23 protein-coding genes are annotated in these 26,204 nt (G+C 65.1%); 10 read left to right on the top strand and 13 right to left on the bottom strand.

From position 1 onward, the window contains the following. The first annotated feature begins 448 nt into the window (after positions 1 to 448). The 4 genes from ACN9M1_RS17055 (at position 449) to ACN9M1_RS17040 (ending at position 4,509) form a co-directional block, all read left to right on the top strand. The gene (locus ACN9M1_RS17055; RefSeq protein ID WP_426396245.1) at positions 449 to 1,108 is read left to right on the top strand and encodes a TetR family transcriptional regulator; all 660 of its coding nucleotides are present in this window, start codon (positions 449 to 451) and stop codon (positions 1,106 to 1,108) included. Beyond that, entirely contained in the window at positions 1,105 to 1,998 is an 894-nt protein-coding gene (locus ACN9M1_RS17050; protein WP_426396243.1) for a patatin-like phospholipase family protein, read from the top strand. Before ACN9M1_RS17055 ends, ACN9M1_RS17050 begins: the two co-directional genes overlap by 4 nt. A gap of 80 nt (positions 1,999 to 2,078) precedes the next feature. Beyond that, complete coding sequence (locus ACN9M1_RS17045; RefSeq protein ID WP_426396241.1) at positions 2,079 to 3,497, top strand: dihydrolipoyl dehydrogenase family protein; 1,419 nt, start codon at positions 2,079 to 2,081, stop codon at positions 3,495 to 3,497. 109 nt (positions 3,498 to 3,606) lie between these two features. Beyond that, positions 3,607 to 4,509, top strand: a complete 903-nt coding sequence (locus tag ACN9M1_RS17040) for a DODA-type extradiol aromatic ring-opening family dioxygenase (RefSeq protein ID WP_426396240.1) — start codon at positions 3,607 to 3,609, stop codon at positions 4,507 to 4,509. A 16-nt stretch (positions 4,510 to 4,525) separates the two neighbouring features. Here ACN9M1_RS17040 and ACN9M1_RS17035 read toward each other — a convergent pair whose 3' ends face one another. After that, entirely contained in the window at positions 4,526 to 5,554 is a 1,029-nt protein-coding gene (locus ACN9M1_RS17035; protein ID WP_426396238.1) for a D-2-hydroxyacid dehydrogenase family protein, read from the bottom strand. Positions 5,555 to 6,000: 446 nt separating this feature from the next. Here ACN9M1_RS17035 and ACN9M1_RS17030 point away from each other — a divergent pair, with 446 nt between their 5' ends. The 3 genes from ACN9M1_RS17030 to ACN9M1_RS17020 all read left to right on the top strand — a co-directional run bounded on the left by ACN9M1_RS17030 (position 6,001) and on the right by ACN9M1_RS17020 (position 10,146). Then, positions 6,001 to 7,869, top strand: a complete 1,869-nt coding sequence (locus ACN9M1_RS17030; protein ID WP_426396237.1) for a phosphoenolpyruvate carboxykinase (GTP) — start codon at positions 6,001 to 6,003, stop codon at positions 7,867 to 7,869. An 853-nt stretch (positions 7,870 to 8,722) separates the two neighbouring features. After that, entirely contained in the window at positions 8,723 to 9,565 is an 843-nt protein-coding gene (locus tag ACN9M1_RS17025; RefSeq protein WP_426396235.1) for a winged helix-turn-helix domain-containing protein, read from the top strand. A 110-nt stretch (positions 9,566 to 9,675) separates the two neighbouring features. After that, positions 9,676 to 10,146 carry a DUF3617 domain-containing protein gene (locus ACN9M1_RS17020; protein ID WP_426398891.1) on the top strand — a complete coding sequence of 157 codons (471 nt, stop codon included), beginning with the start codon at positions 9,676 to 9,678 and terminating at the stop codon, positions 10,144 to 10,146. Positions 10,147 to 10,217: 71 nt separating this feature from the next. Here ACN9M1_RS17020 and otnI read toward each other — a convergent pair whose 3' ends face one another. From otnI to ACN9M1_RS16990, 6 genes are read right to left on the bottom strand one after another with little or no spacing between them, the layout of a single operon-like run. Further along, positions 10,218 to 11,012, bottom strand: a complete 795-nt coding sequence (gene otnI, locus ACN9M1_RS17015) for a 2-oxo-tetronate isomerase (RefSeq protein WP_426396234.1) — start codon at positions 11,010 to 11,012, stop codon at positions 10,218 to 10,220. 32 nt (positions 11,013 to 11,044) lie between these two features. Then, on the bottom strand, positions 11,045 to 12,361 hold the full coding sequence (locus ACN9M1_RS17010) for an MFS transporter (RefSeq protein ID WP_426396232.1): 1,317 nt from the start codon (positions 12,359 to 12,361) through the stop codon (positions 11,045 to 11,047). Between the two features lie 38 nt (positions 12,362 to 12,399). Further along, positions 12,400 to 13,044, bottom strand: a complete 645-nt coding sequence (locus ACN9M1_RS17005; RefSeq protein ID WP_426396230.1) for an aldolase — start codon at positions 13,042 to 13,044, stop codon at positions 12,400 to 12,402. Next, positions 13,041 to 14,354 (bottom strand): 3-oxo-tetronate kinase, encoded by a 1,314-nt coding sequence (gene otnK, locus ACN9M1_RS17000; protein WP_426396228.1) that lies wholly within the window; start codon positions 14,352 to 14,354, stop codon positions 13,041 to 13,043. The genes ACN9M1_RS17005 and otnK overlap by 4 nt, the downstream gene beginning before the upstream one ends. After that, a complete protein-coding gene (gene ltnD / locus ACN9M1_RS16995) occupies positions 14,351 to 15,262 on the bottom strand; it encodes an L-threonate dehydrogenase (RefSeq protein WP_426396226.1) in 912 nt (303 codons plus the stop codon). Before ltnD ends, otnK begins: the two co-directional genes overlap by 4 nt. Positions 15,263 to 15,277: 15 nt before the next feature. Next, positions 15,278 to 15,994 (bottom strand): FadR/GntR family transcriptional regulator, encoded by a 717-nt coding sequence (locus tag ACN9M1_RS16990; protein ID WP_426396225.1) that lies wholly within the window; start codon positions 15,992 to 15,994, stop codon positions 15,278 to 15,280. Positions 15,995 to 16,121: 127 nt separating this feature from the next. Here ACN9M1_RS16990 and denD point away from each other — a divergent pair, with 127 nt between their 5' ends. After that, positions 16,122 to 17,105, top strand: a complete 984-nt coding sequence (gene denD / locus ACN9M1_RS16985) for a D-erythronate dehydrogenase (protein WP_426396224.1) — start codon at positions 16,122 to 16,124, stop codon at positions 17,103 to 17,105. An 11-nt stretch (positions 17,106 to 17,116) separates the two neighbouring features. Here denD and ACN9M1_RS16980 read toward each other — a convergent pair whose 3' ends face one another. Together ACN9M1_RS16980 and ACN9M1_RS16975 are read right to left on the bottom strand one after the other, a co-directional pair. Further along, the gene (locus ACN9M1_RS16980; protein WP_426396222.1) at positions 17,117 to 17,749 is read right to left on the bottom strand and encodes a response regulator; all 633 of its coding nucleotides are present in this window, start codon (positions 17,747 to 17,749) and stop codon (positions 17,117 to 17,119) included. Then, complete coding sequence (locus ACN9M1_RS16975; protein WP_426396221.1) at positions 17,746 to 19,182, bottom strand: cache domain-containing protein; 1,437 nt, start codon at positions 19,180 to 19,182, stop codon at positions 17,746 to 17,748. Before ACN9M1_RS16975 ends, ACN9M1_RS16980 begins: the two co-directional genes overlap by 4 nt. Before the next feature lie 335 nt (positions 19,183 to 19,517). On the opposite strand from ACN9M1_RS16975, the gene ACN9M1_RS16970 reads away from it, so the two are divergent. Beyond that, positions 19,518 to 21,572 carry a carbon starvation CstA family protein gene (locus ACN9M1_RS16970; RefSeq protein ID WP_426396219.1) on the top strand — a complete coding sequence of 685 codons (2,055 nt, stop codon included), beginning with the start codon at positions 19,518 to 19,520 and terminating at the stop codon, positions 21,570 to 21,572. A gap of 8 nt (positions 21,573 to 21,580) precedes the next feature. Then, entirely contained in the window at positions 21,581 to 21,775 is a 195-nt protein-coding gene (locus ACN9M1_RS16965) for a YbdD/YjiX family protein (protein ID WP_426396218.1), read from the top strand. 82 nt (positions 21,776 to 21,857) lie between these two features. Here ACN9M1_RS16965 and ACN9M1_RS16960 read toward each other — a convergent pair whose 3' ends face one another. The 4 genes from ACN9M1_RS16960 to gabP all read right to left on the bottom strand — a co-directional run bounded on the left by ACN9M1_RS16960 (position 21,858) and on the right by gabP (position 26,189). Next, entirely contained in the window at positions 21,858 to 22,571 is a 714-nt protein-coding gene (locus tag ACN9M1_RS16960) for a tetratricopeptide repeat protein (RefSeq protein ID WP_426398890.1), read from the bottom strand. A 136-nt stretch (positions 22,572 to 22,707) separates the two neighbouring features. After that, the gene (gene metW / locus ACN9M1_RS16955; RefSeq protein ID WP_426396217.1) at positions 22,708 to 23,355 is read right to left on the bottom strand and encodes a methionine biosynthesis protein MetW; all 648 of its coding nucleotides are present in this window, start codon (positions 23,353 to 23,355) and stop codon (positions 22,708 to 22,710) included. Beyond that, a complete protein-coding gene (metX, locus tag ACN9M1_RS16950; protein ID WP_426396215.1) occupies positions 23,352 to 24,566 on the bottom strand; it encodes a homoserine O-succinyltransferase MetX in 1,215 nt (404 codons plus the stop codon). The genes metW and metX overlap by 4 nt, the downstream gene beginning before the upstream one ends. Before the next feature lie 237 nt (positions 24,567 to 24,803). Next, on the bottom strand, positions 24,804 to 26,189 hold the full coding sequence (gene gabP, locus ACN9M1_RS16945; protein WP_426396213.1) for a GABA permease: 1,386 nt from the start codon (positions 26,187 to 26,189) through the stop codon (positions 24,804 to 24,806). Between the last annotated feature and the right edge of the window lie 15 nt (positions 26,190 to 26,204).

Here is a 26,204-nt window from a genome sequence, read left to right as displayed (position 1 = left end):
CATCTGGCGGCATGCGATATGGCCTGTGCGACGAAGTCGCAACAACGCAGGCCAGAAGGCTGAGAAACAGGAGCGATCGGCGAACAGTCTCCGACGCTCTGGGCACCAACGACACGGTGTCGGCCCCAAAGCGCAAGCCCAGCCCGGATGTGGTGCATACGGCCATGGGCAAGCGACGGAGTGCGCGCTATTATAGATACGTTCACGCATGTATGTAAAAAGGGTCCTTCGCGAGCGAAGGGCCTTTATTGCAACTTTTGCGCACTTCGTTGCAATGGCGGAACGGCGCGGGGTCGCGGCACTGCACAACAATTCCCGGGGCCTGTCACCGTAACGGGCAGGTGCAGCGTTGTGCAGTATGAAACACTGCGTTGCGTATATTTGTGCGCCGCACAAAAGCAAATCGAAAGAACGCCAGCGGGGTGTGCGGGCGTTCCTCTGGAACATCATGGTCAGACGAACCAAGGAAGAAGCCCTTGAAACACGCAACCGCATTCTTGATGCGGCCGAAGACGTGTTCTATGCGCGTGGGGTAGCGCGCACATCACTATCCGATATTGCCCAGGCTGCGGGAGTCACGCGCGGCGCCATCTACTGGCATTTCCGTAACAAGGCCGACGTGTTCGCCGCCATGTGCGAGCGCGTGAAATTGCCGATGGAGACGCTGTGCTCGCCGCCGGACGTGGAATCGGACGACCCGCTGGGCGAACTGCGCATGGTGGCCAACTTCGTGCTCCAGCAACTGGTGGAAGACGCGCACTGGCGCAAGGTCTTCGACATCATGTTCAACAAGTGTGAGTTCGTGGAGGACACGAGCCCGATTCTCAAGCGCCAGCAAGAATCGTTTGAAGAAGGCCTGGGTCGGCTGAACAACATGATCGGCCAGGCCGCACGGCGCGGCCAACTGCCGGCTGACTTGGACGTACCACTGGCGGTGGCGCATTTCCACGCATCGTTTGGCGGCATCATGGGCGACTACCTGTTCTACCCGGATGCCTCCAGCCTCGCCACCAAGCGCGAGCGCTTTGTCGATGCGTGCATCGATACGCTCAAGTACTCGCCCGCCCTGCGTCACGCGCAACCCGAGCGCGCGGCGGTCAACGCATGACCGCACCCGTGTTCGACCAGATGGTGTTTGCCGGCGGCGGCAACCGGTGCTGGTGGCAAGCCGGCTGGTGGGATGTCGTGCAGCCGGAATTGAGCCTGGCGCCGCGCGTGATTGCCGGCATCTCGGCGGGCGCATCGACGGCGTGCATGCTGCACGCCTGGAATTCCGCCGACCTGATGGACTACTACGGCGAAGCCCTGCGCCACAACACCCGCAACGCCCACTGGGGCAACCTGCTGCGCGGTGAGCGCGTGTTTCCGCACTACGGCATGTATCGCACGGCGTTGTTGACCGTGTTCGGGGAAGGCCGCTTCGCGCGGCTGGCGCAGGCGCCCGAGATCCGCGTCGGAGTGGCGCACATTCCGCGCTGGATGGGTGCGCGGACCGCCGTGGCAGCCGGGCTGATTGCGTACAACATCGAAAAGCACGTCCGCAAGACGCTGCACCCCACGTTGGGCCGGCGCCTGGGCTTTACGCCCGAGTTCGTGCGCGCGCAGGATTGCGCCTCGCCGGAAGCGCTGGCCGATTTGCTGCTGCAATCGGCCTCCACGCCACCGTTCACGCCGGTGCTGCGCCGCGCGGGGCGGCCGGTGCTGGATGGCGGCATGGTCGACAACGTGCCGGTGCATGCGCTCGACCCCACGCCGGGCGATGTGCTGGTGCTGGTCACGCGGCTGTATCCGCGTCCAACCTATTTCCGCCTGGACACCCCCGTGCCGGAAGGCCTGCAGCGCCGCTTCTACGTGCAGCCTTCGCGCAAAGTGCCGATTTCAAGCTGGGACTACACCCGCCCGGGCGCCATGCGCGACGCCTATGCGCTCGGCCGTCATGACGGCGAAACCTTCTTGCGCGAACTTCCACGCGGGTTCGCCACGCCGGCGGCGGCATAACCATCGCCACTGCGGGGGCGACGAGCCCGCCGGTGCGCCACCATGGCCGTCCGGCCAACGCTTGTTCGACGGACACCGCCATGCCCGCACGCGCGACATCCCCCTTTGACCTGATCGTGATCGGCGCCGGCTCGGCCGGCCTGGCTGCCGCGCATCGCGCCGCGCAATTGGGCGCGCGCACATTGCTGGTCGATCGCGCCCAGCTGGGTGGCACGCGCGTCAACCATGGTTGTGTGCCCAAGCGACTGCTCGGCTACGGCGCAACCTGGTCGCAAGCGGTTGCACGCTGCCTGCGTGTGGTGTCGCCATCCGATGCATGGGCCGACGCCATCGCCCGCACGCGTGCCGAGGTGGCGCGACTGCGGGAAACCCATCTCGCCTATCTGGCCACGGCGGGCGTGCAATGGTTGAGCGGCATAGCGTCATTGCGCGGGCGCGGCATCCTTCGCGTGCACGGCGAGCACGGCAAAACCACGTTGCGCGGCCGGCAGATCGTGCTGGCCACCGGCGCGCATGCCACGCCGCTATCGGTGCCCGGCGGCGAACTCGCCGGCACACCCGACGACGTATTGGGCTGGGACACGCTACCCGCTTCGCTCATCATCATCGGCGGGGGCACGGAGGCGGTGGAGTTGGCCTCGACGCTGGCGCGCTTCGGCGTGCGCGTCACCATGGTGATGCGCGAAGCGCGGCTGCTGCCGAACTTCGATGCGGCAGTATCGGAAGCGGCCATGCTGGCACTGGCCAACTGCGGTGTCGAACACCTCGCTAATGTCGAGGTGGTACGCGTTGAGCGCGATGCCATCCATGGCGATGGTGTCGCGGTCTATGTAAGCGAACTCGGCCATGACATGCCCCGCGTGCTGCGCGCGCAGCGTGTGCTGCGTGCCATCGGTCGCACGCCCAACACCGCTGGACTCGGGCTGGGCGCAGCCGGCGTTTCGCTCGATGCGCGCGGACACATCGCCGTGGATCGCCACTTCCGCACGCGGGTGCGCGGCGTCCATGCCGTGGGCGATGCCAGCAGCGCCATCCAACTCACGCCCGTGGCGGCCGCGCAAGGCCACTACGTCGCCGAACGCCTGTTCGGCAAGGGCGCCAAGCTGCCCGACATGGATGCCGTACCGATGGCAGTGTTCTGCGATCCGGCCATCGCCGCCGTGGGCCTGACCGAGGCCGAAGCCCGTACGCGCTGGCCCGAGCTGGGCAAACGCACCGCCGACACCGACAAACGCGCCACCGCCGAGCGCATCGACGTAGTGGTCCGCCGCTTCGTCTCGCTGGAGCAGCGGTTTGCGGGCACCGGCATGGAATCGCTGATCAAATTAGTGTGCAACGCGCGCAGTGGACGGGTGCTGGGCGCGCACATCGTCGACAACGCCGCGCCCGAAATCATCCAGACGTTGGCCGTGGCCGTGCGCATGGGCGTGCGGCTCAAGCATTTGCGCACGACGGTCGGCCTGCACCCGACCGTGGCCGAAGAACTGCTGGGTGTTTGAGCACCTGGGCGCACTCATTCAACTTTCCTGACGCCCATCGGCAAATCCATGCACGCTGCCTGAACGCCACGGGCGCAGAATGGCATGCATATTCTTCAGGAAATTTGACATGCTTCCCGTGCTCTATCTTTCTCATGGCTCGCCCATGCTGGCGGTTGACCCGGGCCCCGTTGGGCAGGCCTTTGCCGCGCTTGGGCAAGAAATGTCTGCGCTGGCACCCCGCGCGATTGTCGTGGTGTCACCGCATTGGATGACGCGCCGCCCAGCCGTGACAGCCCGCGCGCAGCAGGAGGCGTGGCATGACTTTGGCGGCTTCCCGCCACAGCTTTACGCCTTGGAATATGCCCCGCCCGGCGCGCCGGAACTGGCCGAGCGCATTCGCGCGCTGATCGACGGCCGCGTCGTGCCCGGCCTGGAAGAGCAAGCCTCCACGGCGCTCGACCCGCGCCAGCCGCTGGACCATGGCGCATGGATTCCGCTGATGATGATGTTTCCCGAGGCGAAGATCCCCGTGGTGCAGGTGTCGCTCATGCCGGGCCTGTCGCCCGCCTGCCAGATGGGGATGGGCCGCACGCTGGCGCCGTTGCGCGACGAGGGCGTGCTCATCGTCGGCTCAGGCAGCTTCACGCATAACCTGCGCGCGCTGATGCGTGGCCCCGGCATGGCCCAGCACGGCGTGCCGGTCGAACCGTGGGTAACGGCGTTCCGCGAATGGATGATCGAGGCGATGACCGAGGGCATCCGCACGGGCGACTTCGCTGCCTTCTGCGACTACCGCGCTCAGGCGCCAAACGCCGCCCACGCCCACCCAACCGATGAGCACCTGATGCCGCTGTACGTGGCCCTCGGTGCCGCCATGGGCCAGCCGAGCCAGGCCACGCCAGGCGGCGTGCAGGCTCAGCATGTAGTCGATACGGTCACGTACGGCTCGCTGGCGATGGACAGCTTCCGCTTTGACGGCGCAGGTGCCAATGTGGCCAACCGCGAACCGCAGCTACGCGCTGCGGCTTGATTGATCGAGACTGGCGCTACGCGCGAATCAACGCTGGCGCCAGTGCCGTCGGGTTGACCACGCTGTCGACATTGCCCTGCAGGACATCAAGGATGTTCTGAAACGCGACGCGGAAGTACATCTCATAGCTATCGCGCTCGACATAGCCGATGTGCGGCGTGCAGATGCAGTTCTCCATGCGCAGCAGGGTGTGGCCCTGCAGGATGGGTTCCGTTTCAAACACGTCGATGGCGGCCATGCCGGGGCGCCCCCGATTCAGCGAGGTCACTAGGCCGTTTTCTTCCACCAGCTCAGCACGGCTGGTGTTGACGAAGAGGGCGGTCGGCTTCATGCGCGTGAGGTCGGCCACCGTCACGATGCCGCGTGTCTCGTCATTCAGGCGCAGATGGACGGACAGCACATCGGACTGCTCGAACAGCGCCTCCTTCGATTCGGCCACAGCGTGGCCGTCAGCACGGGCGCGCTCTTGCGAACCTTCGCGGCCCCACACCAGCACATTCATGCCGAACGCCCGGCCGTAGCTGGCCACGAGCTGGCCGATCTTGCCGTAGCCGAAGATGCCGAGCGTCTGGCCCTTCAACACGCGGCCGATGCCGAAGTTGGGCGGCATCGTGGTCGACTTCAGCCCCGACTGCTGCCACGCGCCGTGCTTGAGGCTCGCCACGTATTGCGGGATGCGGCGCTGTGCGGCCATCACCAGCGCCCAGGTCAGTTCGGCCGGTGCCACTGGTGAGCCCTTGCCCTCCAGCACGACGACCCCCTTGTCGGTACAGGCATCCAGATCGATATGGCTGCCGGAATCGCGCGATACGCGACCGGTCTGGCTGATGATCTTGAGTTTGGGCAGGCGATCCAGCAACTGACGCGTCACACGCGTGCGCTCCCGGATCAGCACAATGGCTTCAACGTCCGCCACACGTGCGGCCAATTGCCCCACGCCTTTGACGGTGTTGTTGAACACTTTGACTTCGTGGTCTTGGAGCAGGCTGAAGCAATCCAGCTTGCGAACGGCGTCTTGGTAGTCGTCCAGTACGGCAATCTTCATCGACATCTCACTTCGGACAATGGTGCGCAGCAAAAAACAGCGATCCCTCGCGGTGGTATTCTTCCCATCCCTCGTCGTCCGACCATTGTTGGCAACAATCGGTGTCGACGTTTGGAATTGCCCGCCGCGGGCACGCAAATTGCGCAGCCACGCTGGTGACGAGTCCTTGTTCTTGGTTTGTTACTTCGGTCCCGCCACTTTAGCGCACGCGGCCCCCGCCGCCCGGAAAAACCCACCTTCCGGGGGCGCACCGCTTTGTAACTGAATGTGAAATCAGCACGGCTACTGTCCTTCCGCCTGCGTTGCCCCTCTCTCTGGAAATCGCTGATCCGGCCTGCTTATGACGCGCCGTCGATCGCTTTCCATCCCGCCGCTGGGCGCACTCGCCGAGCCTGCCGTGCTGATCAATCGCCGATTTCTTTTTCACTTCCATTGGAGTTTTGGTCATGAATCAACCCGTGATGCAGGGCGTACCTGCATTGAACGTGCCCGAGTACGTCAAACACCCGCGCCTGATTGCGTGGGTGGGCGAGATTGCCGCGCTCACCAAGCCGGAGCGCGTGGTCTGGTGCGATGGTTCGCAAGAAGAGTACGACCGCTTGTGCGCCGAGATGGTCGGCGCCGGCACGATGAAGCAGCTCAACCCGGCCAAACGCAAGAACTCGTTCCTGGCACTGTCGGACCCGTCGGACGTGGCGCGCGTGGAAGACCGCACCTTCATCTGCTCGCAAAAGAAGGAAGACGCCGGCCCCACCAACAACTGGACGGCCCCGGCCGAGATGCGCCAGACGCTGAACGGCCTGTTTGACGGCAGCATGCGCGGCCGCACGCTGTACGTGGTGCCGTTCTCGATGGGCCCGCTGGGTTCGCCGATCGCGCACATTGGCGTGGAACTGTCGGACAGCCCGTACGTGGCCGTCAACATGCGCATCATGACCCGCATGGGTCGTGCGGTGTATGACGTGCTCGGCACCGACGGCGATTTCGTGCCGTGCGTGCACACCGTCGGCAAACCGCTGGCCGCTGGCGAGAAAGACGTGCCATGGCCGTGCAACCCGACCAAGTACATCGTGCACTTCCCGGAAACGCGCGAAATCTGGTCGTTCGGCTCGGGCTACGGCGGCAACGCGCTGCTGGGCAAGAAGTGCTTCGCGCTGCGGATCGCCTCCACCATGGGCCGCGACCAAGGGTGGCTCGCCGAACACATGCTGATCCTGGGCGTGACCTCGCCCGAGGGCAAGACGTACCACGTGGCGGCCGCCTTCCCGTCGGCCTGCGGCAAGACCAACTTTGCGATGCTGATTCCGCCCGCCGGCTTCAACGGGTGGAAGGTCACGACCATCGGCGACGACATCGCCTGGATCAAGCCGCGCCAGGACGCCGACGGCCAGACCCGCCTGTACGCCATCAACCCGGAATCGGGCTTCTTTGGCGTGGCACCGGGCACGGGCGAAAAGACCAACCCCAATGCAATGGCCACGCTCAAGGAAAACGTCATCTTCACCAACGTGGCGCTGACGGACGACGGCGACGTGTGGTGGGAAGGCATGACCGACGCCGTGCCCGCGCACCTGACCGACTGGCAGGGCCAAAGCTGGACGCCGGAGATTGGCAAGGAAACCGGCCGCAAGGCCGCGCATCCGAACGCCCGTTTCACGGCACCGGCGGCGCAATGCCCGTCGATCGATCCGGAATGGGACAACCCGGCCGGCGTACCCATTGATGCGTTCATCTTTGGTGGCCGCCGCTCGACCACCGTGCCGCTCGTTACCGAAGCGCGCGACTGGACCGAAGGCGTGTACATGGCCGCCACAATGGGCTCGGAAACCACCGCCGCCGCTGCCGGTCAGCAAGGCGTGGTGCGCCGCGACCCGTTCGCCATGCTGCCGTTCTGCGGCTACAACATGGCCGACTACTTCGCGCACTGGCTCAAGCTGGGCGACCAGCTCGCCAAGAGCGGCGCCACGCTGCCGAAGATCTTCTGCGTGAACTGGTTCCGCAAGGACGAGAACGGCAAGTTCGTGTGGCCGGGCTTTGGCGAGAACATGCGCGTGCTGAAGTGGATGATCGACCGCCTCGAAGGCCAGGCGCAGGGCGATGCGCATGCCTTTGGTGTGTCGCCGCGCTATGAAGAACTGCGCTGGGATGGGCTGAACTTCACGGCGGAGCAGTTCGCCAAGGTGATCTCGGTCGACGCTGCCGCGTGGCAGCAGGAACTGGCGCTGCACGATCAGCTGTTCACGCAGTTGGCGCATGGCCTGCCGCAGGCGCTGCCGGAGGCGAAGGCGCGCCTGGAGGGGCGCTTGGCAGGGTGATCCCCCCACCGGCCGCAAAAAGCCCGCCTAGTGCGGGCTTTTTTTTGTTCGCACGCCCGGTCACTGCCTAAACAATGAGCAGTAATCCTAAAGTTTTAAATCGCGCGATTTACCCCTATCCACAAAACGGTCGCTTGATTTAAATTCCGCAATATTCAGCTGTAAAAAATACAACCATCGGAGGCCCGCGTTTCATTATGCCAGCAATAACATAATGAATGCTGAATTATGCCAACAGCGAATCGTCGGGGGCGCGGCACCACGCCAACCCCTTGTCTGGCATAGCTTTGTGAAGCATGCATGTCAATCGAATGCGTACGCAAAGTTCGGTGTCGTCTAAATTTCCAAATTTTAAAAATCCCGCGTGACGAATTCCGGCGGGATTCTTATAATCCGGCAAAACAGAATTCCTTTTCCTTGAGCCGGAGGGGGATTCACTAGAGGAAACGAGAAAGGCAACAAGCCAATGCAACAGGGAGGGTACCCCCTCTTCTCCACGGCGCTCGGGGGGGCGTCGGCTCGGTTTTGCGTGCATGTGGTGTCGAACTTTGTGCAAACGATTGCATAAATGAGGCACCGAATCGCAGCGCCGAGGCTTGTGAACCCATCTCAACACCACACACCCTGGAGTGATCCGGGGGGCTCCGCTGGGGATCGTCCGACCGGGAACGGCAGTACACGACGATCAGCGCCAGGCCTGTCCGGCCGGGCGGCAGCGCCCGCAAGAACGACATGCGAGCAAACGCGCAGCGCTCGCATGCCACTCATAACAACGCGCACCGCAGACAGAAGAGCGCGGCCGCAAGGCTGCTCGCCGGAGTGTGTCGGCTGGTTAGACGGGAGGTATCACAAAGTGGGTATTCAGATCATGCTGGTCGAACAGGACCAGGCAGAGGGGGAGCGTCTGTCGTTTTCCCTGCGTGACGGTGGACACGACGTTCAACGTGTCGGCAATCCAGGGCAGGCGCAGGCGGCCATCCAGGTCGCCATGCCGGAACTGCTGCTCATGGAGTGGACGTGGCCCGAGCGCGAGTCGATCGACATGCTGCTGGCCTTGCGCGCCAACATGCAGACGCGCGGCCTGCCGGTCATCGTGCTATCTCGCCATGGCGATGCGCGCGCCAAGATTGCCGCGCTTGACGCCGGTGCCGATGACTACGTCGTCAAGCCGTGCGACACGGGCGAACTGCATGCGCGCATCCGCGCGGTGCTGCGCCGCCGGGCGCCGCAGCAGCATGGCGATGACGTGCTGCAAGTCAACGGCCTGCGCCTGGATCCGCTCACCTTGGGCGTGATGGCGCAAACCGACACGGGGCCGCGCGCCATTCCGCTCAGCCCGCTGGAATTCCGCCTGCTGCACTTCCTGGTGGCGCATCCGCAACGCGTGCATTCGCGTACCCAACTGCTCGATCGCGTGTGGGGCAATCACGTGTTCGTTGGGGAACGCACTGTTGACGTGCACGTGCGCAAGCTGCGCGTGGCGCTGGCAGGCACGCCGTGCGATGGCCTGATCCAGACAGTACGCGGCGGCGGCTATCGCCTCGTCGTGGGTGCCAGTGGGGCGACCGCCGCGCACACTGCCGACGCCATCAGCATGCAGCTCGAAGCCGCCACCCGCAAAGCCGAACTGCCGTCGTACGGGCCTATCCCAACGGGCCGCTCGCTGGGCACAGGGCCGGTACATCTGGGCGCCTGAGCCCCGGGTCGATCCGGCCTCATCGCATTCTCCACCTGACGACCATCCTGTCGCCCGCATTGCGCGGCGATCGGATGGTCGTGCCATCTCAAGCCATCAAGGAATCGAACATGAAGCTGTGGTGCAGCGGTGTACTGCTGGCTGCTCTGGCCGCACTCTCCCTGGGCGCATACGCGCAGGAAGTCACGCCGGGCCTGTGGGAAAGCACAACCAGCCTGACGCTGAACGGCAAGCCGTTGCCGCACGTTGACGAGCAAGGCCGCCAAGTACCCAGCCGGCCCGAGCGCGGCTGCCTGAGTGCGAACGACGCCAGCGATATCCGGGCCACGTTCGAGCGCAATATCCGCAGAGACCACGGAAGCTGCTCGCTCACGCGCTGGAACTACGCCGTGGGCACGCTGAAGGTCTCGCTGTCGTGTACAGACCCGCAGGGCGGCAAGGGCGTACTCGAAGCCAGCGGCCCGCTCACACCCACCACGTTCAACATCACGGGCAATGGCCAGTACCAGCACCCGCAGTACGGGCCGATGAAGAGCGGCTTCCACTACCAGGGGCGCTACCTCGGCGCGTGCAAGTCGTAAGCGGCGCATCAAGCAAAAACGGCCGGACTGCAGATGCAGTGCCGGCCGTTTTTGCTTTGGAGCAACGCCGATCAGCGCTGGCTTTCGCGCCAGCGCTTGAGCCAGCCCAACCCTTCACTTGTACCTGCACGCGGGCGGTACTCGCAGCCGACCCAGCCGTCGTAGCCGAGCGTATCCATCAGCGCGAAGAGGTGCGGATAGTTCAGCTCACCTGCGTCCGGCTCATGGCGATCGGGCACGCCGGCAATCTGCACGTGGCCGACGCCGCCCTCACCCACATACCGCTTGAGCTTGACCGACAGATCGCCTTCCATGATCTGCGCGTGGTACAGGTCGAATTGCACCTTCACGTTAGACGCGCCCACCTCCTTGCACACGGCATGCGCCTGCGCCTGATGCGTCAGGAAGAAGCCCGGCATGTCGCGCGTGTTGATCGGCTCCAACACGACGGTGATGCCCGCGCCGGCCGCCTCGCGCGCGGCGTAGGCAACATTGCTTACGTAGGTGGCGTGATGGCGTGCGCGGTCGGCATCGGCTGGTATCAGACCGGCCATCACATGCAGGCGCGTGTTGCCGAGCACTTGCGCATACTCCAGGGCCGTCGCAATGCCGCGCTTGAATTCCTCTTCACGTCCCGGCAATGACGCGATGCCGCGCTCGCCGGCGGCCCAGTCGCCCGGAGGCGCGTTGAACAGCGCCTGCTTGAGCCCGGCATCGTCGAGACGCGCGCGGATCTCGGCCTTGTCAAAGTCATAGGGGAAGAGAAACTCCACGCCCTCAAAGCCATCCTTTGCCGCAGCGGCAAAGCGGTCGAGGAAGGCGTGCTCCTGGTACATCATGGACAGGTTGGCGGCAAAGCGCGGCATATCAAACCCTCTGGAAACAATTGCTTGGTTGCTTATTTATTGACCAGCTTGGCAGGCGTGCGCAACACGGCGATGCAGCCGAGCACCAGCACGCCGGCCAGCGCGTACATGCCCGTTGCGGTGCTGCCGGTCATGTCCTTGAGCGCCCCGATCATATAGGGGCTCACGAAACCGGCCAGGTTGCCCACCGAGTTGATGGCGGCGATGCCCGCAGCCGCCGCAGTGCCTTGCAGGAACGCGGTCGGCAGCGACCAGAACAGCGGCGCGCAGGTCAGCACACCAGCCGCCGCCAGCGACAGGAACACGATCGACAACGCCACGTTGTTGCCCGCCGTGGCCACCACTGCAAAACCAACCGCCCCCATCAGCGCCGGCACAACCAGATGCCAGCGGCGCTCGCGGCGCGCATCGGCGCTGCGGCCGATCAGCACCATGGTGATCGCCGCGCAGAGGTACGGAATGGCGGAGAGCACGCCCACCATGAAGGTGTCCTTCACGCCCGCGTTCTTCACCAGCGTCGGCATCCAGAACGTCAACCCATACTGGCCCATGACGAAGGCAAAGTAGATCAGGCTCATGCCCCACACGCGCAAGTCCGAGAACACCTTGCCGATGCCGGGGTGCTCGGTCTTGCCCTTATTGTCCGCAGCGATGTTGGCTTCGAGGATCTGCTTCTCGTCTTCGCTCAGCCACTTGGCTTTGCGGATGCTGTCGTCAAACTTCCACAGCACCAGCAGGCCGACCAGCACAGCAGGAATCGCTTCGATCACGAACATCCACTGCCAGCCCTGCCAGCCGCTGTGGTCATGGAACGCGCTCATGATCCAGCCCGACAGCGGATTGCCGAAGATGCCCGAGATAGGAATTGCCGCCATGAACATCGCCACGATGCGCGCGCGGCGGTGCGACGGATACCAGTACGTCAGGTACAGGATGATGCCGGGGTAAAAACCGGCCTCCGCCAGGCCCAGCAGGAAACGCATCACGTAGAACTGCGTGGGCGTCTGCACGAAGGCGAACGCGCCCGAGATCAGCCCCCACGTGATCATGATCCGCGCGATCCAGATGCGCGCGCCGATCTTGTTCATCAGCAGGTTGCTCGGCACCTCGAAGAGGAAGTAGCCGATGAAGAAGATGCCGGCGCCCAGCCCGTACACCGTCTCGGAAAAATTCAGCGCCTGCGACATCTGCAGCTTGGCGAAGCCCACGTTCACGCGGTCGAGATACGCGACCACGTAACACAGCATGATGAGCGGAACGATGCGGCGCGACACGCGTGCGTAGACGCTGTCCTCTTTTGAAACGGCGTGCGAAGGCAGCGCCGCCGTGGTGGCGGTGGAGGTGTTCATGTGGTCTCCAATCTAGGTTTTATAGGGGCCGTGGTGGCTTACCAGCGGGCCCCGAACGTCTGGCGCAATTCGTCGATTTGCGCATCGGACAGCGGTGCGGGCTTCGGCTCCGTCATCAGCCAAAGCTTGGCGGTTTCTTCCAGTTCTTCCAGGGCGTAGGCCGCGTTCGATACCGAGCCGTGCCACACAACGGGGCCCAGGCGATCAAGCAGCACGGCGCGCACATCAGTCGCCAGTGCGGCGATCTGCGCAGCCACATCCGGGTGCCCCGGACGTTGGTATTGGATGAGCGGTACGTGGCCGACCTTCATCACGTAGTACGGCGTGATCGGCGGCAGCACATCGGCCTCGCGCCAGACACCGGCTAGCGTGAGCGCCACCAGGTGCGTCGAGTGCGTGTGCACCACGGCGTGCGCGTCGGCATTGCGGTCGTAGATGCCGCGATGCAGGGCGAGCGTCTTCGATGGCTTGTCGCCGCTGACCCACTCGCCCGCCGTGCTGACCTTGGCGATGCGCGCAGGGTCCAGCGTGCCGAGGCATGCGTCGGTGGGCGTGATGAGCCAGCCGTCCGGCAAACGCGCGCTGATGTTGCCGGCGGTGCCGACCGTGTAACCGCGCGCATACAGGCTCTGGCCCGCGCGCGCGACTTCTTCGCGCAGCGCATTTTCATTGGCGGTGGTCATGCGACCGGCTCCGTCGTGGCTTGCGCCAATTGCGCCAGCGCTTTCTCGAAGAAATCGACCGTACCGAAGTTGCCCGACTTCAACGCCAGCGCAATGGGGTCATCGCCAATGGTGGCCGTCCAGGGCACGCCCGGATCAATCTGCGGGCCGATGCGCAACGCGCGCACATCGAGCGCCTGCACAACCGCGCCCGAGGTCTCGCCGCCAGCCACCACGAAGCGGCGCACGCCATCGGCATGCAGCGCACGGGCGATGCGGCCGAGCGCCTCTTCGACCAGCTTGCCGGCGCGCTCCACACCCAGCGTCTTCTGCACCTGGGCGACTTGCTCTGGCGCGCTGGTCGCGTAGACCAGCACAGTTTGACCGGCGTGGCGCTGCACGAAATCGAGCGCCTCGACCACCACCGACTGGCCTTCAGCCAGCGCGAGCGGATCAATCTGAAATGCCGGGCGCGACGCGCGCCAGTGCGCCACCTGCGCGTTCGTTGCGCGCGAGCAGCTACCCGACAGCACGATGGCCGAGTCAGCCACGGCGGGCAATTGCGCCGCGTCACCATGCTCGGTGATGAGGCCTGCGCGTCGGTATTGCGCCGGCAAGCCAAGCGCCAAGCCCGAGCCGCCCGTGAGCAGCGGCAGATCGGCAAACGCTTCGCCCAGCACGATCAGATCGTCGTTGGAGATCGCATCGGCAATCGCCAGCTTCACGCCGTCGGCGCGCAGTTGCTGCGCCTGATCGCGCGCGGCTTGCGCACCGCGCATTACCGTGTCGTAACGCAGCAAACCCACCTTGCCCTCGCTCTGGCGCGCGAGCACCGGCACGAGGTTCGGGTCGCGCATCGGCGTGAGCGGATGGTGTTCCATGCCCGACGCGTTGAGCAGCACATCGCCAACGAAGAGGTGGCCACGGAAGATCGTGCGACCGTTCTCGGGAAACGCCGGGCACGCGAGCGTGAAGTCGGTGCCGAGTTCTGCCATCAGCGCCTCGGCCACGGGGCCGATGTTGCCGTCGTCGGTCGAATCGAAGGTCGAGCAGTATTTGAAGAAGAAGCGCGAGCAGCCTTGCGCACGCAGCCAGCGCAGCGCGGCGAGCGACTGCTGCACGGCATCGGCCGCCGGAATCGTGCGCGACTTGAGTGCGACGACGATGGCGTCTGCATCAGCAGCGATGGCTTCATCGCCCGCTTGTGGGACGCCGATGGTCTGCACCGTGCGCATGCCGGCGCGCACGAGCATGTTGGCGAGGTCGGTTGCGCCGGTGAAGTCATCGGCGATACAACCGAGCACGGGGCGGGAGGTCTGCGCTGCGCTCATTTCGATTGACCCTCCGGCAGCGTGATGCCCGGGAAGATCTTGATGACGGCCGAATCGTCTTCCTTCGCATAACCGGCGGTGGACGCCTGCATGAACATCTGATGCGCGGTGGCCGCCAGCGGCAGCGGAAACTTGGTCGCGCGCGCGGTATCGAGCACCAGCCCCAAATCCTTGACGAAGATATCGACGGCGGACAGCGGCGTGTAGTCACCGGCCAGCACATGGGCCATGCGGTTTTCGAACATCCAGCTGTTGCCCGCGCTGTGGGTGATGACTTCGTACAGCGCGTCGGCTGCCACGCCTTCGCGCAGGCCGAGGGCCATGGCTTCAGCAGCGGCAGCGATGTGCACGCCGGCCAGCAACTGGTTGATGATCTTGACCTTGCTGCCCGCGCCCGCTTTGTCGCCCAGGCGATAGACCTTGCCGGCCATGGCGTCGAGCACCTGGCCCGCAGCGGCATAAGCGGCGGGCGTGGCCGAGGTCATCATCGTCATCTGGCCCGAGGCAGCCTTGGCGGCGCCGCCGGAAATGGGGCCGTCCACGTATAGGATGCCCTGCTGCGCCAAGCGCGCCTCCAGCGCGATCGACCAGTTCGGGTCCACGGTCGAACACATGACGAAGGTGCTGCCCGGCTTCATTGCAGCGGCCGCGCCGTTCTCGCCAAACAGCACGGATTCCGTCTGCGCGGCGTTGACCACCACAGAGACGATCACGTCCGCTCCAGCAGCTACCTCGGCTGGCGTTGCACAGGCCACGCCGTCTTCCTTGGCGAAATCTGCGGCGGCGCCGGGGCGCGCGTCGCATGCGAAAACGGTGTAGCCGTTGTGACGCAGGGTCTTGGCAATGCCCAAACCCATGGCGCCGAGTCCGATCACGCCAACCTTCCGGTCAGCCGTCGATTGCGTCATGAAGTGCTCCTGAAATCAGTCTTGCGCAACGTCCCGGCCCTCGGCCAGGCGACGTGCGGCATTGAACATGTGGGTCTGCGCGGCATTGCGCGCAGCGAGTGCGTCGCGGGCGCGGATGGCCTCAACCATCGCGCGGTGCTCGTCGCGCACCTGGCGGGCGAAGTCTTCGCGGCGCGCTTCGTTGCTGCGCGTCACGCCAATCGCTTCTTCCAGGTACTGGCTGAAGAAGCCCAGCGCCTGCACGAGGAACGGATTGCCGCTGGCCGCCGCAATGGCGTGGTGAAAGCGCAGGTCTTCGGCCACGCCGTCGCCGCCGGCCGCCACGGCGGCGTCGATGCCGTCGAGCGCGGCGTCGATCTCGACCATCTGGGCGTCGGTGCGGCGCTGGGCGGCCATCGCCGCGCCTTCGGCTTCCAGCGCGCGGCGCAGTTCGATGATGTGCAGCACGGCATCGATCGACCCGGCCTGCGCTGCGTCGATACGGAGCGGCTTCAGGCCGGCCTGCTGCGTGACGTACACGCCGCTTCCCTGGCGCGCTTCGACCACGCCCTCATGGCGCAGGCGCGAAATCGCCTCGCGGATCACGGTGCGGCTGACGCCAAATTCCTGGCCGAGCACGGTTTCCGACGGCATGCGTTCGCCGCGGCGCAGTTCACCGGCGTCGATCTTGTCCATCAGGGTTTGGGCCACGCGGTCGGATAGGGAGGGCGCGGCGTCGAGTTTTTCAAACATGGTGTGTCGCTTGGCAAGCGTAAATTCGTCGTGTCATCATACAAGTTGAGTCGCAGAGCTTCATCCCTGTTTACCCTAGGCATCGATTAGATCGCCGGGCGATCCACGTTCGGCACAAGGAGACACCATGAACATCGTCATCACCGGCGGCGCCGGTTTTTTGGGCCAGCGCGTGCTGGCGGCATTGCTCCAGCAACCCGGCCTGCCAGGCGCGGATGGCACGGTCCAGCCTGTCGACACCTTCATCGTGCTGGATCAGGTGGCCGGCCAGATTACCGACCCGCGCGTGCGCTATGTGACGGGCGATGCATCGGACCCCGCCCTCATCGCCCAGGTGATCGATGAAAACGTGGGCGGCGTATTCCACCTCGCCGCAGTGGTGAGCGGCACGGCCGAGGCCGATTTCGACCTCGGCATGCGCGTGAACTTGGACGGCACGCGTGCGTTGCTGGATGCCTTGCGTGCGCAGCAGGCCAAGACGGGCCGCGCGCCGCGTGTGCTGTTCGCCAGTTCGGTGGCGGTGTTCGGCGGCCAACTGCCGGCGGTTGTGACCGATGACACGGCGGCCACGCCGCAGGCGTCGTACGGCGTACAGAAGCTGATGGGCGAATTCCTGGTCGGCGAGTATTCGCGCAAGGGCTACATCGATGGCCGCGCGGTGCGCATCCCGACCGTATCTGTGCGGCCGGGCAAGCCGAATGGCGCAGCGTCGAGCTTTGCCAGCGGGATCATCCGCGAGCCGCTGGCGGGCGAAGAAGCCATCTGCCCGGTGGAGGCGGAGACCGAACTGTGGCTGGCATCCCCACGCCAAGTGGTGGCTTCGCTGTTGCATGCGTTCACGCTGCCGGCATCGGCGTGGGGCAACCGCCGTTCGCTGAACTTGCCGGGCATCACGGTGCGTGTGGGGGAGATGGTGGAGGCGCTGCGCAAGGTCGCGGGCGATGCACCGGTCGAACGCATCCGCTGGGAGCCGGACGCGCGCATCAAGGCCATCGTGCAAAGCTGGCCCGCACGCTTCGATACCGCACGCGCGGATGCGATGGGATTCGGGCGCGACACCTCGTTCGAGACGATGGTGCGCGAGTACGTGGAAAGCGTGAAGGCGCGCTGAAGGCTCAGCGCCTAGCGTCCCTTCCCCAACTCCACCGCAAACTTCACCAGTTCCGCCTGCCCCTCGATGCCGAGCTTGCGCTTGAGGTTCAGGCGGTGCGATTCCACCGTGCGCACCGACAAGCCGAGTTCATCCGCAATGCGCTTGTTGGCGTAGCCCTTGGCAATGCCGTCGAGGATGTCGCGCTCGCGCGGCGTGAGGGCTTCCACCGGTGTGGGCATGACGGCCTGTTCGGCCATGCGCATCGCGAGTTGGGCGCTGTAGAACGGGCGGCCGGCCAGCACGGCATCAATGGCTTCGACCAGTTCGCTGGCGGGCGCGTCCTTGAGCACGTAGCCGCGCGCGCCGGCGCGGATCACCTGGCGCACGTATTCCAGGTTGTCGTGCATCGAGAGCACCAGCACGGCGATCTCCGGAAATTCTTCCGCAAACTTTTCGGTGAGCGCGATGCCGTTCATGCCGCGCATGCCGATATCCATCAGCGCCAGGTCGGGCGACAGCGTGCGTGCGGCTTCGAGCGCGGCGGCCGCATCGCCCGCCTCGCCGACGACTTCGAAATGCGGCACGGCCTCCAGCCGCACGCGCACGCCATCGCGCACCAGCGGGTGATCATCAACAAGCAGCAATTTGACGGGCGCGTTCATACAAGTGAAGACGTGGCGGCCGAAGCCAGTTGAGCGATGACAGCGTGGGGCAGCACGACACACACTTCAGTGCCGTGCCGCGTGTCGTCCATGCTGGAGACGATGGTACAGGTGCCGCCCAGCGCGGCCATGCGTTCGCGCATGTTGCGCAGGCCGATGCCGTGTTCGGGGTCCACCTGCACGGACTCGACGTCGAAACCGGGGCCGTTGTCGCGAATGGATAGCCGCACGGCATCGACATTGTTCTCCAACAGCACGCTGATACGCGTGGCTTGCGTGGCATGGCGCTCGATGTTGGAGATGGCCTCCTGCGCGATGCGGAACAGCGCCGTGTTGCAGGCATCCGGCAACTGCACCGGCGGGCCGACACGTTCGAGTGCAATGGCAAAACTGGGCTGACGGTCTTCGTGCGCCTCGCGTGTTTCGCGCACGAGCAACTCCAGTGCCGCAGCCAAACCCAGATCATCGAGCAGTGCAGGGCGCAGGTTGTGCGACACGCGCCGCACTTCACCCAGCGCGCTGTTCAGGCGATCCAGCGCGCGGCGCAGCATGCTGGCCGCCCGTTCGATCGACACCGTCGGCGCGGATGGTGTTTCGAGATGGCCGTGCGCCGTCTCGAGCAGCAGCTTGGTCGACACCAGCACCTGGCTGATCCCGTCGTGCAACTCACGTGAGACGCGCGCCCGCTCGTCTTCCTGAGACCGCACCACCTGCTGCGCAAGCTGCCGCAGCTTGGCGTCGGCCTCGCGGTGGTCGCTCACGTTCAGCGCCAGGCCGCTGCCGGCCACCAGCAGGATGCTGATCGCGGCAATGCCTACCACCCAGGCCAGCGTCTGGTCGATGTTGGCTTGCGCGCGTTGGTCGATCTCGCGCAGGGTCTGCTCGATGTCGTCCAGGTAGAGCCCGGTGCCGACCATCCAGCCCCATTGCGGAATCGGCTCCACATAGCCGAGCTTGGGCACGCTCTGGTGCGTGGAGGGCTTGTCCCACATGTAGCGCACGAAGCCGCCGCCATTCTGGGCCGCAGCTACCAGCTTCTGGATGGTGGGCTGGCCGCGGGCATCGGTGAGGTCCCACAAGTCACGACCGACAAGTTCCGGCTGGCGCGGATGCATGAGATTGCGCCCGCGCAGGTCGTAGAGGAAGAAGTAGCCGTCGGTGCCGAAGTCGAGGCGGGCGAGGGTGCGCATGGCTTCGTCGCGCGTCGCCGCATCATTTTTTTCGGATGCCAGCAGTGGAGCGATGGCGCTCTGCGCGAGCTGGACGTAGGCGCGCAGCTCCGTCTCCTTGGCTTGCAGATAGGCGGATTCCACCAACTGCCGCTCGTGCTTGGCCAGCGCGATCGACTGGTGCCGCACAGTCAGCATGATCGCCAGCATGGCGATGGTCAGCGGTGCGACGGCGAGCAGCAGGATCTTCTGGCGGAGCTTCATGGCGGAGCGCGGCATCTTGCGTTGCAACATCGCAAGGTGGGACGCAATTTCGATTGGAAGTCGCATCAACTGCGTAGTACTACGGACATGTGCTGCGTAGTCCTCCGCTTGTGGCGCGGGCAGGGCTGGCAAATACTACACGCCCCTGTCACGGGGCAGGACGTAGAGCCGCTAACCAAACTGTCCTGGCTAGGCGTGCCGACGCAGACAGTACAAGTGGTACGGCAAGTCGGCGCAACGACGCCAGGGCGGTTTGGTTAGCGGCTCTTACAACAGGGATGAATCCACATCCCGCATTCAGCACATAACTTCGACCAAGGTTCGAGGAGACCGACATGAGCTTCGTCAGGCAACACCTGATCTGGCTGGTCGTCGCCATTCTTGGCGCGTCTGCCTTTGCCACCGTTGCGCTTGCGCGCGGCGAGGCAGTCAGCGCGCTGTGGGTGGTGGTGGCCGCCGTGTGCATCTATCTGATCGCATACCGCTACTACAGCCGCTTCATTGCCGACAAGGTGCTCGGCTTGGACGGCACCCGCAAGACACCCGCCTGGGTGCACAACGACGGGCTCGACTACGTCCCGACCAACAAGAACGTGCTGTTCGGCCACCACTTCGCGGCCATTGCCGGTGCCGGCCCGCTGGTGGGCCCCGTGCTGGCCGCGCAGATGGGCTATCTGCCCGGCATGCTGTGGATCCTGGCCGGCGTGGTGTTTGCCGGCGCGGTGCAGGACTTCGTCGTGCTGTTCATCTCCACCCGCCGCGACGGCCGCTCGCTGGGCGACCTGGTGAAGAGCGAGATGGGCACGGTGCCCGGCGTGATCGCGCTGTTTGGCGCCTTCCTCATCATGATCATCATCCTGGCCGTGCTGGCGCTGATCGTGGTGAAGGCGCTGGTGGGCTCACCGTGGGGCACGTTCACGGTGGCCGCGACGATTCCCATCGCGCTGTTCATGGGCATCTACGTGCGCTACATCCGCCCGGGCCGTATCGGTGAGATCTCCATCATCGGCTTCGTCCTGCTGATGCTCGCCATCATCGGTGGCCAGGCCGTGCACGAGAACGCTGCCCTGGCGCCGCTGTTCACGTTCGACGGCAAGGCGCTCACGTGGATGCTGATCGGTTACGGCTTCGTTGCCTCTGTACTGCCGGTGTGGCTGCTGCTGGCCCCGCGCGATTACCTGTCGACGTTCCTGAAGATCGGCACCATTCTCGCGCTGGCCATCGGCATCCTGATCGTCGCGCCGCAGATGCAGATGCCGCAGCTCACGCAGTTTGCTGCGGGCGGTGGCCCGGTGTGGTCGGGCAACCTGTTCCCGTTCCTGTTCATCACGATTGCGTGCGGCGCGGTGTCGGGCTTCCACTCGCTCATCTCGTCGGGCACCACGCCCAAGCTGCTGGAAAACGAAACGCAGGCGCGCTTTATCGGCTACGGCGCGATGCTGATGGAATCGTTCGTCGCCATCATGGCGCTGGTGGCTGCGTCGGTCATCAACCCGGGCGTGTACTTTGCGATGAACAGCCCGGCGGCACTTGTCGGCGCCACGCCGGATGCGGTGGCGCAGACGCTGTCCACCTGGGGCTTCGTCATCACGCCGGACGTGCTGATCCAGACCGCCAAGGACGTCGGCGAGAACACCATCCTGGCCCGCGCAGGCGGCGCCCCGACGCTGGCCGTGGGCATGGCGCACATCCTGCACCAGGTGGTGGGTGGCCAGGCCATGATGGCCTTCTGGTACCACTTCGCGATTCTGTTCGAGGCGCTGTTCATCCTCACCGCCGTGGACGCGGGCACGCGTGCCGGCCGCTTCATGCTGCAGGATCTGCTGGGCACGTTTGTGCCGGCACTCAAGCGCACGGATTCGCTGGCGGCCAACCTGATCGCCACGGCCGCGACGGTCGCCCTGTGGGGCTACTTCCTGTATCAGGGCGTGGTCGATCCTCTGGGCGGCATCAACACGCTGTGGCCGCTGTTCGGCATCTCCAACCAGATGCTGGCCGCGATCGCGCTGACGCTCGGCACCTGCGTGCTGGTCAAGATGAAGCGCGACCGCTACGTGTGGGTGACGCTGCTGCCGACCGCATGGCTGCTGATCTGCACGCTCACCGCCGGCTGGCAGAAGCTGTTCGATCCGGACCCGAAGATCGGCTTCCTGGCGCACGCCAACAAGTACGCCGGGGCAATCGCTGACGGCAAACTGCTGGCCCCAGCCAAGTCGATGGCGCAGATGCAGCAGGTGGTGCTGAACGACCGTATCGACGCCTTCCTGTGCGGCCTGTTCATCCTCGTCGTGGTCAGCATCGCCTGGTACGGCGTGCGTACAGTGCTCAAGGCGCGCGCCGCGAGCCGCCCGACCGCCAATGAAACACCGTACGAAGCGCTGGGCGCCTGAGCACCACCATGCGCGAAGAACTCGAAACCTTCGGCCGCTACCTGGGCCAGACCCTGCGCCTGATGGTCGGCGTGCCGGACTACGACACCTACGTGCGCCACATGCAGGAGACGCACCCGGACCGGCCCGTCATGACGTACGAAGACTTCTTCCGCGAACGCCAGGACGCGCGCTACGCCGGACGCGTCGGCCGCTGCTGTTGATGCACGGCTGAGCGCGCTACAAAACAAAACCGCCGGTGCATGCGCCATGCCCGGCGGTTTTTGTTTATGTGCATGTGGAGCGCTACATGGACTGCCGTGCCGTCGAGGGCGGGTCGCCATGCTTGGCGCGGTACGTTTTCTCCACCAGCTCGCGCAGCTTGGCCAGCGCCCCCGCATCGCCCTGCGCTGCCGCCTTGCCGTACCAGGTCTTGGCCTGCTCGATATCCTGCGGCACCACGCCGGACTCGCCACGCTCGTAGTAGCTGCCCACGATGTACTGCGACGGCCCATCGCCGCCCTCAGCTGCTTTCTTGTACCAAGCGAAGGCGCGCTTGTAATCGCGCGGCACGCCACGACCGGTGAAGTAGTTGGTAGCCAGCGCGCGCTGCGCCTCGACGTGCCCGCCAGCGGCGGCGCGCTCGTACCACTTGTTGGCGTCTTCCAAGGAGCGCGGCACCAGCTCGCCGCGTTCGAACAATTCGCCGTAGGCAAACTGCGCGTGGGTCATCTGATTGTCGGCGGCGCGGCGCAGCCATTTGACGGCCTCTTCAGGCCGGGCGACGGTGCCTTCGCCGCGCATCAGCATCATCGCGTAGTTGAATTGCGCGAGGCGGTTGCCACGCTGCGCAGCTTCGGCAAATTCGTCGAGGGCGTGGCCGAAGTCGTTGTGCTCGTAGTGCGCGATGGCGATCTGGGTGAGAGCGGCGGCATCGCCCTGCGCATCCTTTGGCGACGGTGCGGCGAGCGCTAACGCGGTAGCCGCGCTCATCGCAACCGCCAACATTGCCCGCAGCATGCGCGGAACCCTGCGCTTGGTCACTCTGCTCATCGCGCGCTCCTCATCGGAAGATGGTCCAGTGTAGCGCGCCCACCTGCTGCGCGTGGGTGCGCTCAAACCGCCACACCTTAGCCGCGCATGGATGCCGAGGCAATCAGCCCGCGCGCACCCGATACACCGCCACACTGCCGCGCCAATTGGCACCCCAGCGCACCACATCGCCATCGTGCAGCACCACGCGATCCAGAATCACCAGCCCCACCTTGGGCGCCAGCGCTTCAAAGTCGCGGATGGTGAGCACGCGCACGTTGGGCGTGTTGTACCACTCGTACGGCAGCGATTTGGACACCGGCATGCGCCCGCGGAAGATCGACAACCGGTGCGGCCAATAACCAAAGTTCGGGAACGACACGATGCACTCGCGGCCCACGCGCAGCATCTCGCGCAGCACTTGCGCGGTGTTGTGGATGGTCTGCAAGGTCTGCGAGAGGATGACGGTATCGAAGCTCTTATCTTCGAACAGCGCCAGGCCGCCTTCCATGTTCTGCTGGATAACGTGCACGCCCTTTTGCGCGGAAGCGAGCACACCCGCATCGTCGATCTCGATGCCATAGGCCAGCACGTCGAGTTCATCCTGCAGCACGCGCAGCAGGCTGCCGTCGCCGCAGCCGAGGTCGAGCACCGTGGAGCGCGGTTCGATCCAGCGGGCGATGGCGCGGAAGTCCGCTCGGTCCGCCAGAATGTTGGGCACCGCCGATGCGGCGGCGGGGGCGGCGATGGCGTTCAGCGTTTGCGTGGTCATACGCCGATCTCCTGGGCGATGCGTTCGTAATAGGCTCGTACCAGCGCGTGGTAGCGCGGGTCTTCCAGCAGGAAGGCGTCGTGGCCGTGCGGCGCGTCGATCTCGCCGTAGGTGACGGGCCGCTTGTTGTCGAGCAGCGCCTTGACCAGCTCGCGGCTGCGTGCCGGGGCGAAGCGCCAGTCGGTCATGAAGCTGACGACAAGGTAGTTGGCCTTGGTGTGTGCAACCGCCTTGGTGAGGTCGCCACCGTAAGCCAGCGCCGGGTCGAAGTAATCGAGCGCACGCGTGATGAGCAGATAGGTGTTCGCGTCGAAGTACTCCGCAAACTTGTCGCCCTGGTAGCGCAGGTAGCTTTCCACCTGAAACTCGACGTCGAACGAGAAGCGGATGTCTTCCGCCTTCAGCTCACGGCCGAATTTCTCGGCCATGTCCTCGTCCGACAGATACGTGATGTGGCCGATCATGCGCGCCACGCGCAGGCCGCGCTTGGGCTTGACGTTGTGCGCGTAGTAATCGCCGCCGTGGAAGTCGGGGTCAGACAGGATCGCGCTGCGCGCCACTTCGTTGAACGCGATGTTCTGCGCGGACAGCTTGGGCGTGGACGCCACCACCACGCAGTGCCGCAAGCGATCGGGATACATCAAGCTCCAGGCCAGCGCCTGCATGCCGCCGAGGCTGCCGCCCATCACCGCTGCGAATTGCTGGATGCCGAAGCGATCGGCCACGCGCGCCTGGGCGTTCACCCAATCCTCCACCGTCACCACGGGGAAGCGCGCGCCGTACGGGGCGCCCGTCTCCGGGTGCGGGCTCATCGGGCCGGTCGAGCCGAAGCACGAGCCGAGATTGTTCACCCCGATGACGAAGAAGCGGTTGGTATCCACCGGCTTGCCCGGGCCGACCATGTTGTCCCACCAGCCAACTTCACCCTCGGCATGCACCCCGGCCACGTGGTGCGAGGCGTTGAGCGCGTGGCAGATCAGCACAGCGTTGGAGCGATCGGCATTGAGCGTGCCGTAGGTCTCGACCATCAGGTCGTAGCCGCTGATTTGTGAGCCGTTGCGCAATTGCAGCGGTTCGGCAAAGTGCATGCGCTCTGGCACGACCAGGCCGAGGGTGTTGGCTGGCTTGTCTTTCTGTGCCTGAGGAGGAGGCTGGATATCGGTACTGACCGTGGCCGCAGCAACTGCGGGGGCCGCCTGAATGTCTGTCATGGCGCCAAAGAAAAAACCCGACCGGCAACGCTGTTCACGCAACCAATCGGGTTCTCTTGTGGCGCACGTCGGGCGGATGCCCACCGTTCTGACCGAACCTCTTTAGCCGCATTTGTAATGAGAGCCCGGCGCCGCATTCGTGTAGCAAGGACTCCCGCGCGCCCGCAAGCCAGTCGTCAAATCGGCGCGCCAGAGATTGGGGATTATAGATCAGACGGCGGCCACTGTGATGCCAGCCTAGGCGCGGGCCCCGGCAGGCTGGGGCATAGCCATCCGCGCCCGCCGGTTCAGCCATGCCGCCAACACGATCAGCAGCGCCAGCAACGCCGTGGCACCCACTTCTGATCGGTGGCCCGGCAGCATCAGCATGGCCGTCAGCACGCCGCAGATAAACAGGATGACGGCCCAGGTCAGCCACGGAAACAGCCACATGCGCAACGGCAGGTCGGTACGCGACGCGCCCAGCGTGGCGCGCATGCGCAGCTGCGAAATCGCGATCACCAGGTAGACCAGCAGCGCAATCGCGCCCGAGGTGGCCAGCAGGAACGCAAACACCTGCTCGGGCATCACGTAGTTGGCGATGACGGTCACAAAGCCGAACGCGGTGGACGCCAGCACGGCCGCGCGCGGCGTGCCGCTGGCATCGGTGCGGCGCAGGGCGGCCGGCGCATCGCCGCGCACCGACAGCGAGAACAGCATGCGCGACGCCGTGTACAGCGCCGAGTTCAGGCAACTCGCCACCGACACCAGCACGATCACATCGACGATGGCCTTGGCATGCGGCACGCCAATCAGTTCCAGCGTGCGCTGGTACGAGCCGTGCGCGGCCAGCAGCGGATCGTTCCACGGCACCAGCGCCGTCACCACGAAGATCGAACCCAGGTAGAACAGGCAGATGCGCCAGATGACGGAGTTGGTGGCACGCACGATCTGCTTGGCCGGGTCCGCCGACTCCGCCGCCGCGATGGTGACGATCTCGGTGCCAAGGAAGGTGAACATGGTCGTCAGCAGCGCAGCCAGCACGGCGCCAAAGCCATTGGGCATGAAGCCGCCCGTATCCATCAAGCGTGCGGCGCCCGACACGCCGGAGCCCGGCAGCAGGCCCAGCACAGCCGCACCGGCCACGCCCAGAAAGATGACGATGGCCACCACCTTGATGAGCGCAAACCAGAATTCGAACTCACCGTAGTTCTTGACGGAGAACAGGTTGGTGAGCGTGAGCACAAACGTCACGCCCAACGCAAACACCCACGTGGCGACACCCGGAAACCACGTGTTCAGGATCAACGCCGCGGCGGTCGCCTCGATGGGAATCACCAGCACCCAGAACCACCAGTACAGCCAGCCGATGGTGAAGCCTGCCCAGTGCCCGATGGCGCGGTCCGCGTAGGTGGAAAATGAACCGGTGTCCGGATGCGCCACGGCCATCTCGCCCAGCATGCGCATCACCAGCACCACCAGCAAACCGGCGATGCCGTAGGCGATGAGCGCGGCCGGCCCGGCCTTGGCAATGGCATGGCCGGAGCCCACAAACAACCCCGCGCCGATCACGCCCGCGATCGACAACATAGTCACGTGGCGCGGCTTCAGGCCCGAACTCAGGCCTGTCTTTGATCCTGTCATGTCTCTTCCTTGTTC

The organism is Ralstonia sp. R-29 (genome assembly GCF_049913345.1).
Taxonomy (GTDB): domain Bacteria; phylum Pseudomonadota; class Gammaproteobacteria; order Burkholderiales; family Burkholderiaceae; genus Ralstonia.
The sequence above is the reverse complement of the archived record's forward strand: the minus strand, read 5'-3'. Positions and strand labels throughout refer to the sequence as shown.

Bases quoted from the DNA above. Each gene is read 5' to 3' on its own strand.
- ACN9M1_RS17055 (WP_426396245.1), top strand. From the start codon at position 449: ATGGTCAGACGAACCAAGGAAGAAGCCCTTGAAACACGCAACCGCATT.
- ACN9M1_RS17050 (WP_426396243.1), top strand. From the start codon at position 1,105: ATGACCGCACCCGTGTTCGACCAGATGGTGTTTGCCGGCGGCGGCAAC.
- ACN9M1_RS17045 (WP_426396241.1), top strand. From the start codon at position 2,079: ATGCCCGCACGCGCGACATCCCCCTTTGACCTGATCGTGATCGGCGCC.
- ACN9M1_RS17040 (WP_426396240.1), top strand. From the start codon at position 3,607: ATGCTTCCCGTGCTCTATCTTTCTCATGGCTCGCCCATGCTGGCGGTT.
- ACN9M1_RS17035 (WP_426396238.1), bottom strand. From the start codon at position 5,554: ATGAAGATTGCCGTACTGGACGACTACCAAGACGCCGTTCGCAAGCTG.
- ACN9M1_RS17030 (WP_426396237.1), top strand. From the start codon at position 6,001: ATGAATCAACCCGTGATGCAGGGCGTACCTGCATTGAACGTGCCCGAG.
- ACN9M1_RS17020 (WP_426398891.1), top strand. From the start codon at position 9,676: ATGAAGCTGTGGTGCAGCGGTGTACTGCTGGCTGCTCTGGCCGCACTC.
- otnI (WP_426396234.1), bottom strand. From the start codon at position 11,012: ATGCCGCGCTTTGCCGCCAACCTGTCCATGATGTACCAGGAGCACGCC.
- ACN9M1_RS17010 (WP_426396232.1), bottom strand. From the start codon at position 12,361: ATGAACACCTCCACCGCCACCACGGCGGCGCTGCCTTCGCACGCCGTT.
- ACN9M1_RS17005 (WP_426396230.1), bottom strand. From the start codon at position 13,044: ATGACCACCGCCAATGAAAATGCGCTGCGCGAAGAAGTCGCGCGCGCG.
- otnK (WP_426396228.1), bottom strand. From the start codon at position 14,354: ATGAGCGCAGCGCAGACCTCCCGCCCCGTGCTCGGTTGTATCGCCGAT.
- ltnD (WP_426396226.1), bottom strand. From the start codon at position 15,262: ATGACGCAATCGACGGCTGACCGGAAGGTTGGCGTGATCGGACTCGGC.
- ACN9M1_RS16990 (WP_426396225.1), bottom strand. From the start codon at position 15,994: ATGTTTGAAAAACTCGACGCCGCGCCCTCCCTATCCGACCGCGTGGCC.
- denD (WP_426396224.1), top strand. From the start codon at position 16,122: ATGAACATCGTCATCACCGGCGGCGCCGGTTTTTTGGGCCAGCGCGTG.
- ACN9M1_RS16980 (WP_426396222.1), bottom strand. From the start codon at position 17,749: ATGAACGCGCCCGTCAAATTGCTGCTTGTTGATGATCACCCGCTGGTG.
- ACN9M1_RS16975 (WP_426396221.1), bottom strand. From the start codon at position 19,182: ATGAAGCTCCGCCAGAAGATCCTGCTGCTCGCCGTCGCACCGCTGACC.
- ACN9M1_RS16970 (WP_426396219.1), top strand. From the start codon at position 19,518: ATGAGCTTCGTCAGGCAACACCTGATCTGGCTGGTCGTCGCCATTCTT.
- ACN9M1_RS16965 (WP_426396218.1), top strand. From the start codon at position 21,581: ATGCGCGAAGAACTCGAAACCTTCGGCCGCTACCTGGGCCAGACCCTG.
- ACN9M1_RS16960 (WP_426398890.1), bottom strand. From the start codon at position 22,571: ATGCTGCGGGCAATGTTGGCGGTTGCGATGAGCGCGGCTACCGCGTTA.
- metW (WP_426396217.1), bottom strand. From the start codon at position 23,355: ATGACCACGCAAACGCTGAACGCCATCGCCGCCCCCGCCGCCGCATCG.
- metX (WP_426396215.1), bottom strand. From the start codon at position 24,566: ATGACAGACATTCAGGCGGCCCCCGCAGTTGCTGCGGCCACGGTCAGT.
- gabP (WP_426396213.1), bottom strand. From the start codon at position 26,189: ATGACAGGATCAAAGACAGGCCTGAGTTCGGGCCTGAAGCCGCGCCAC.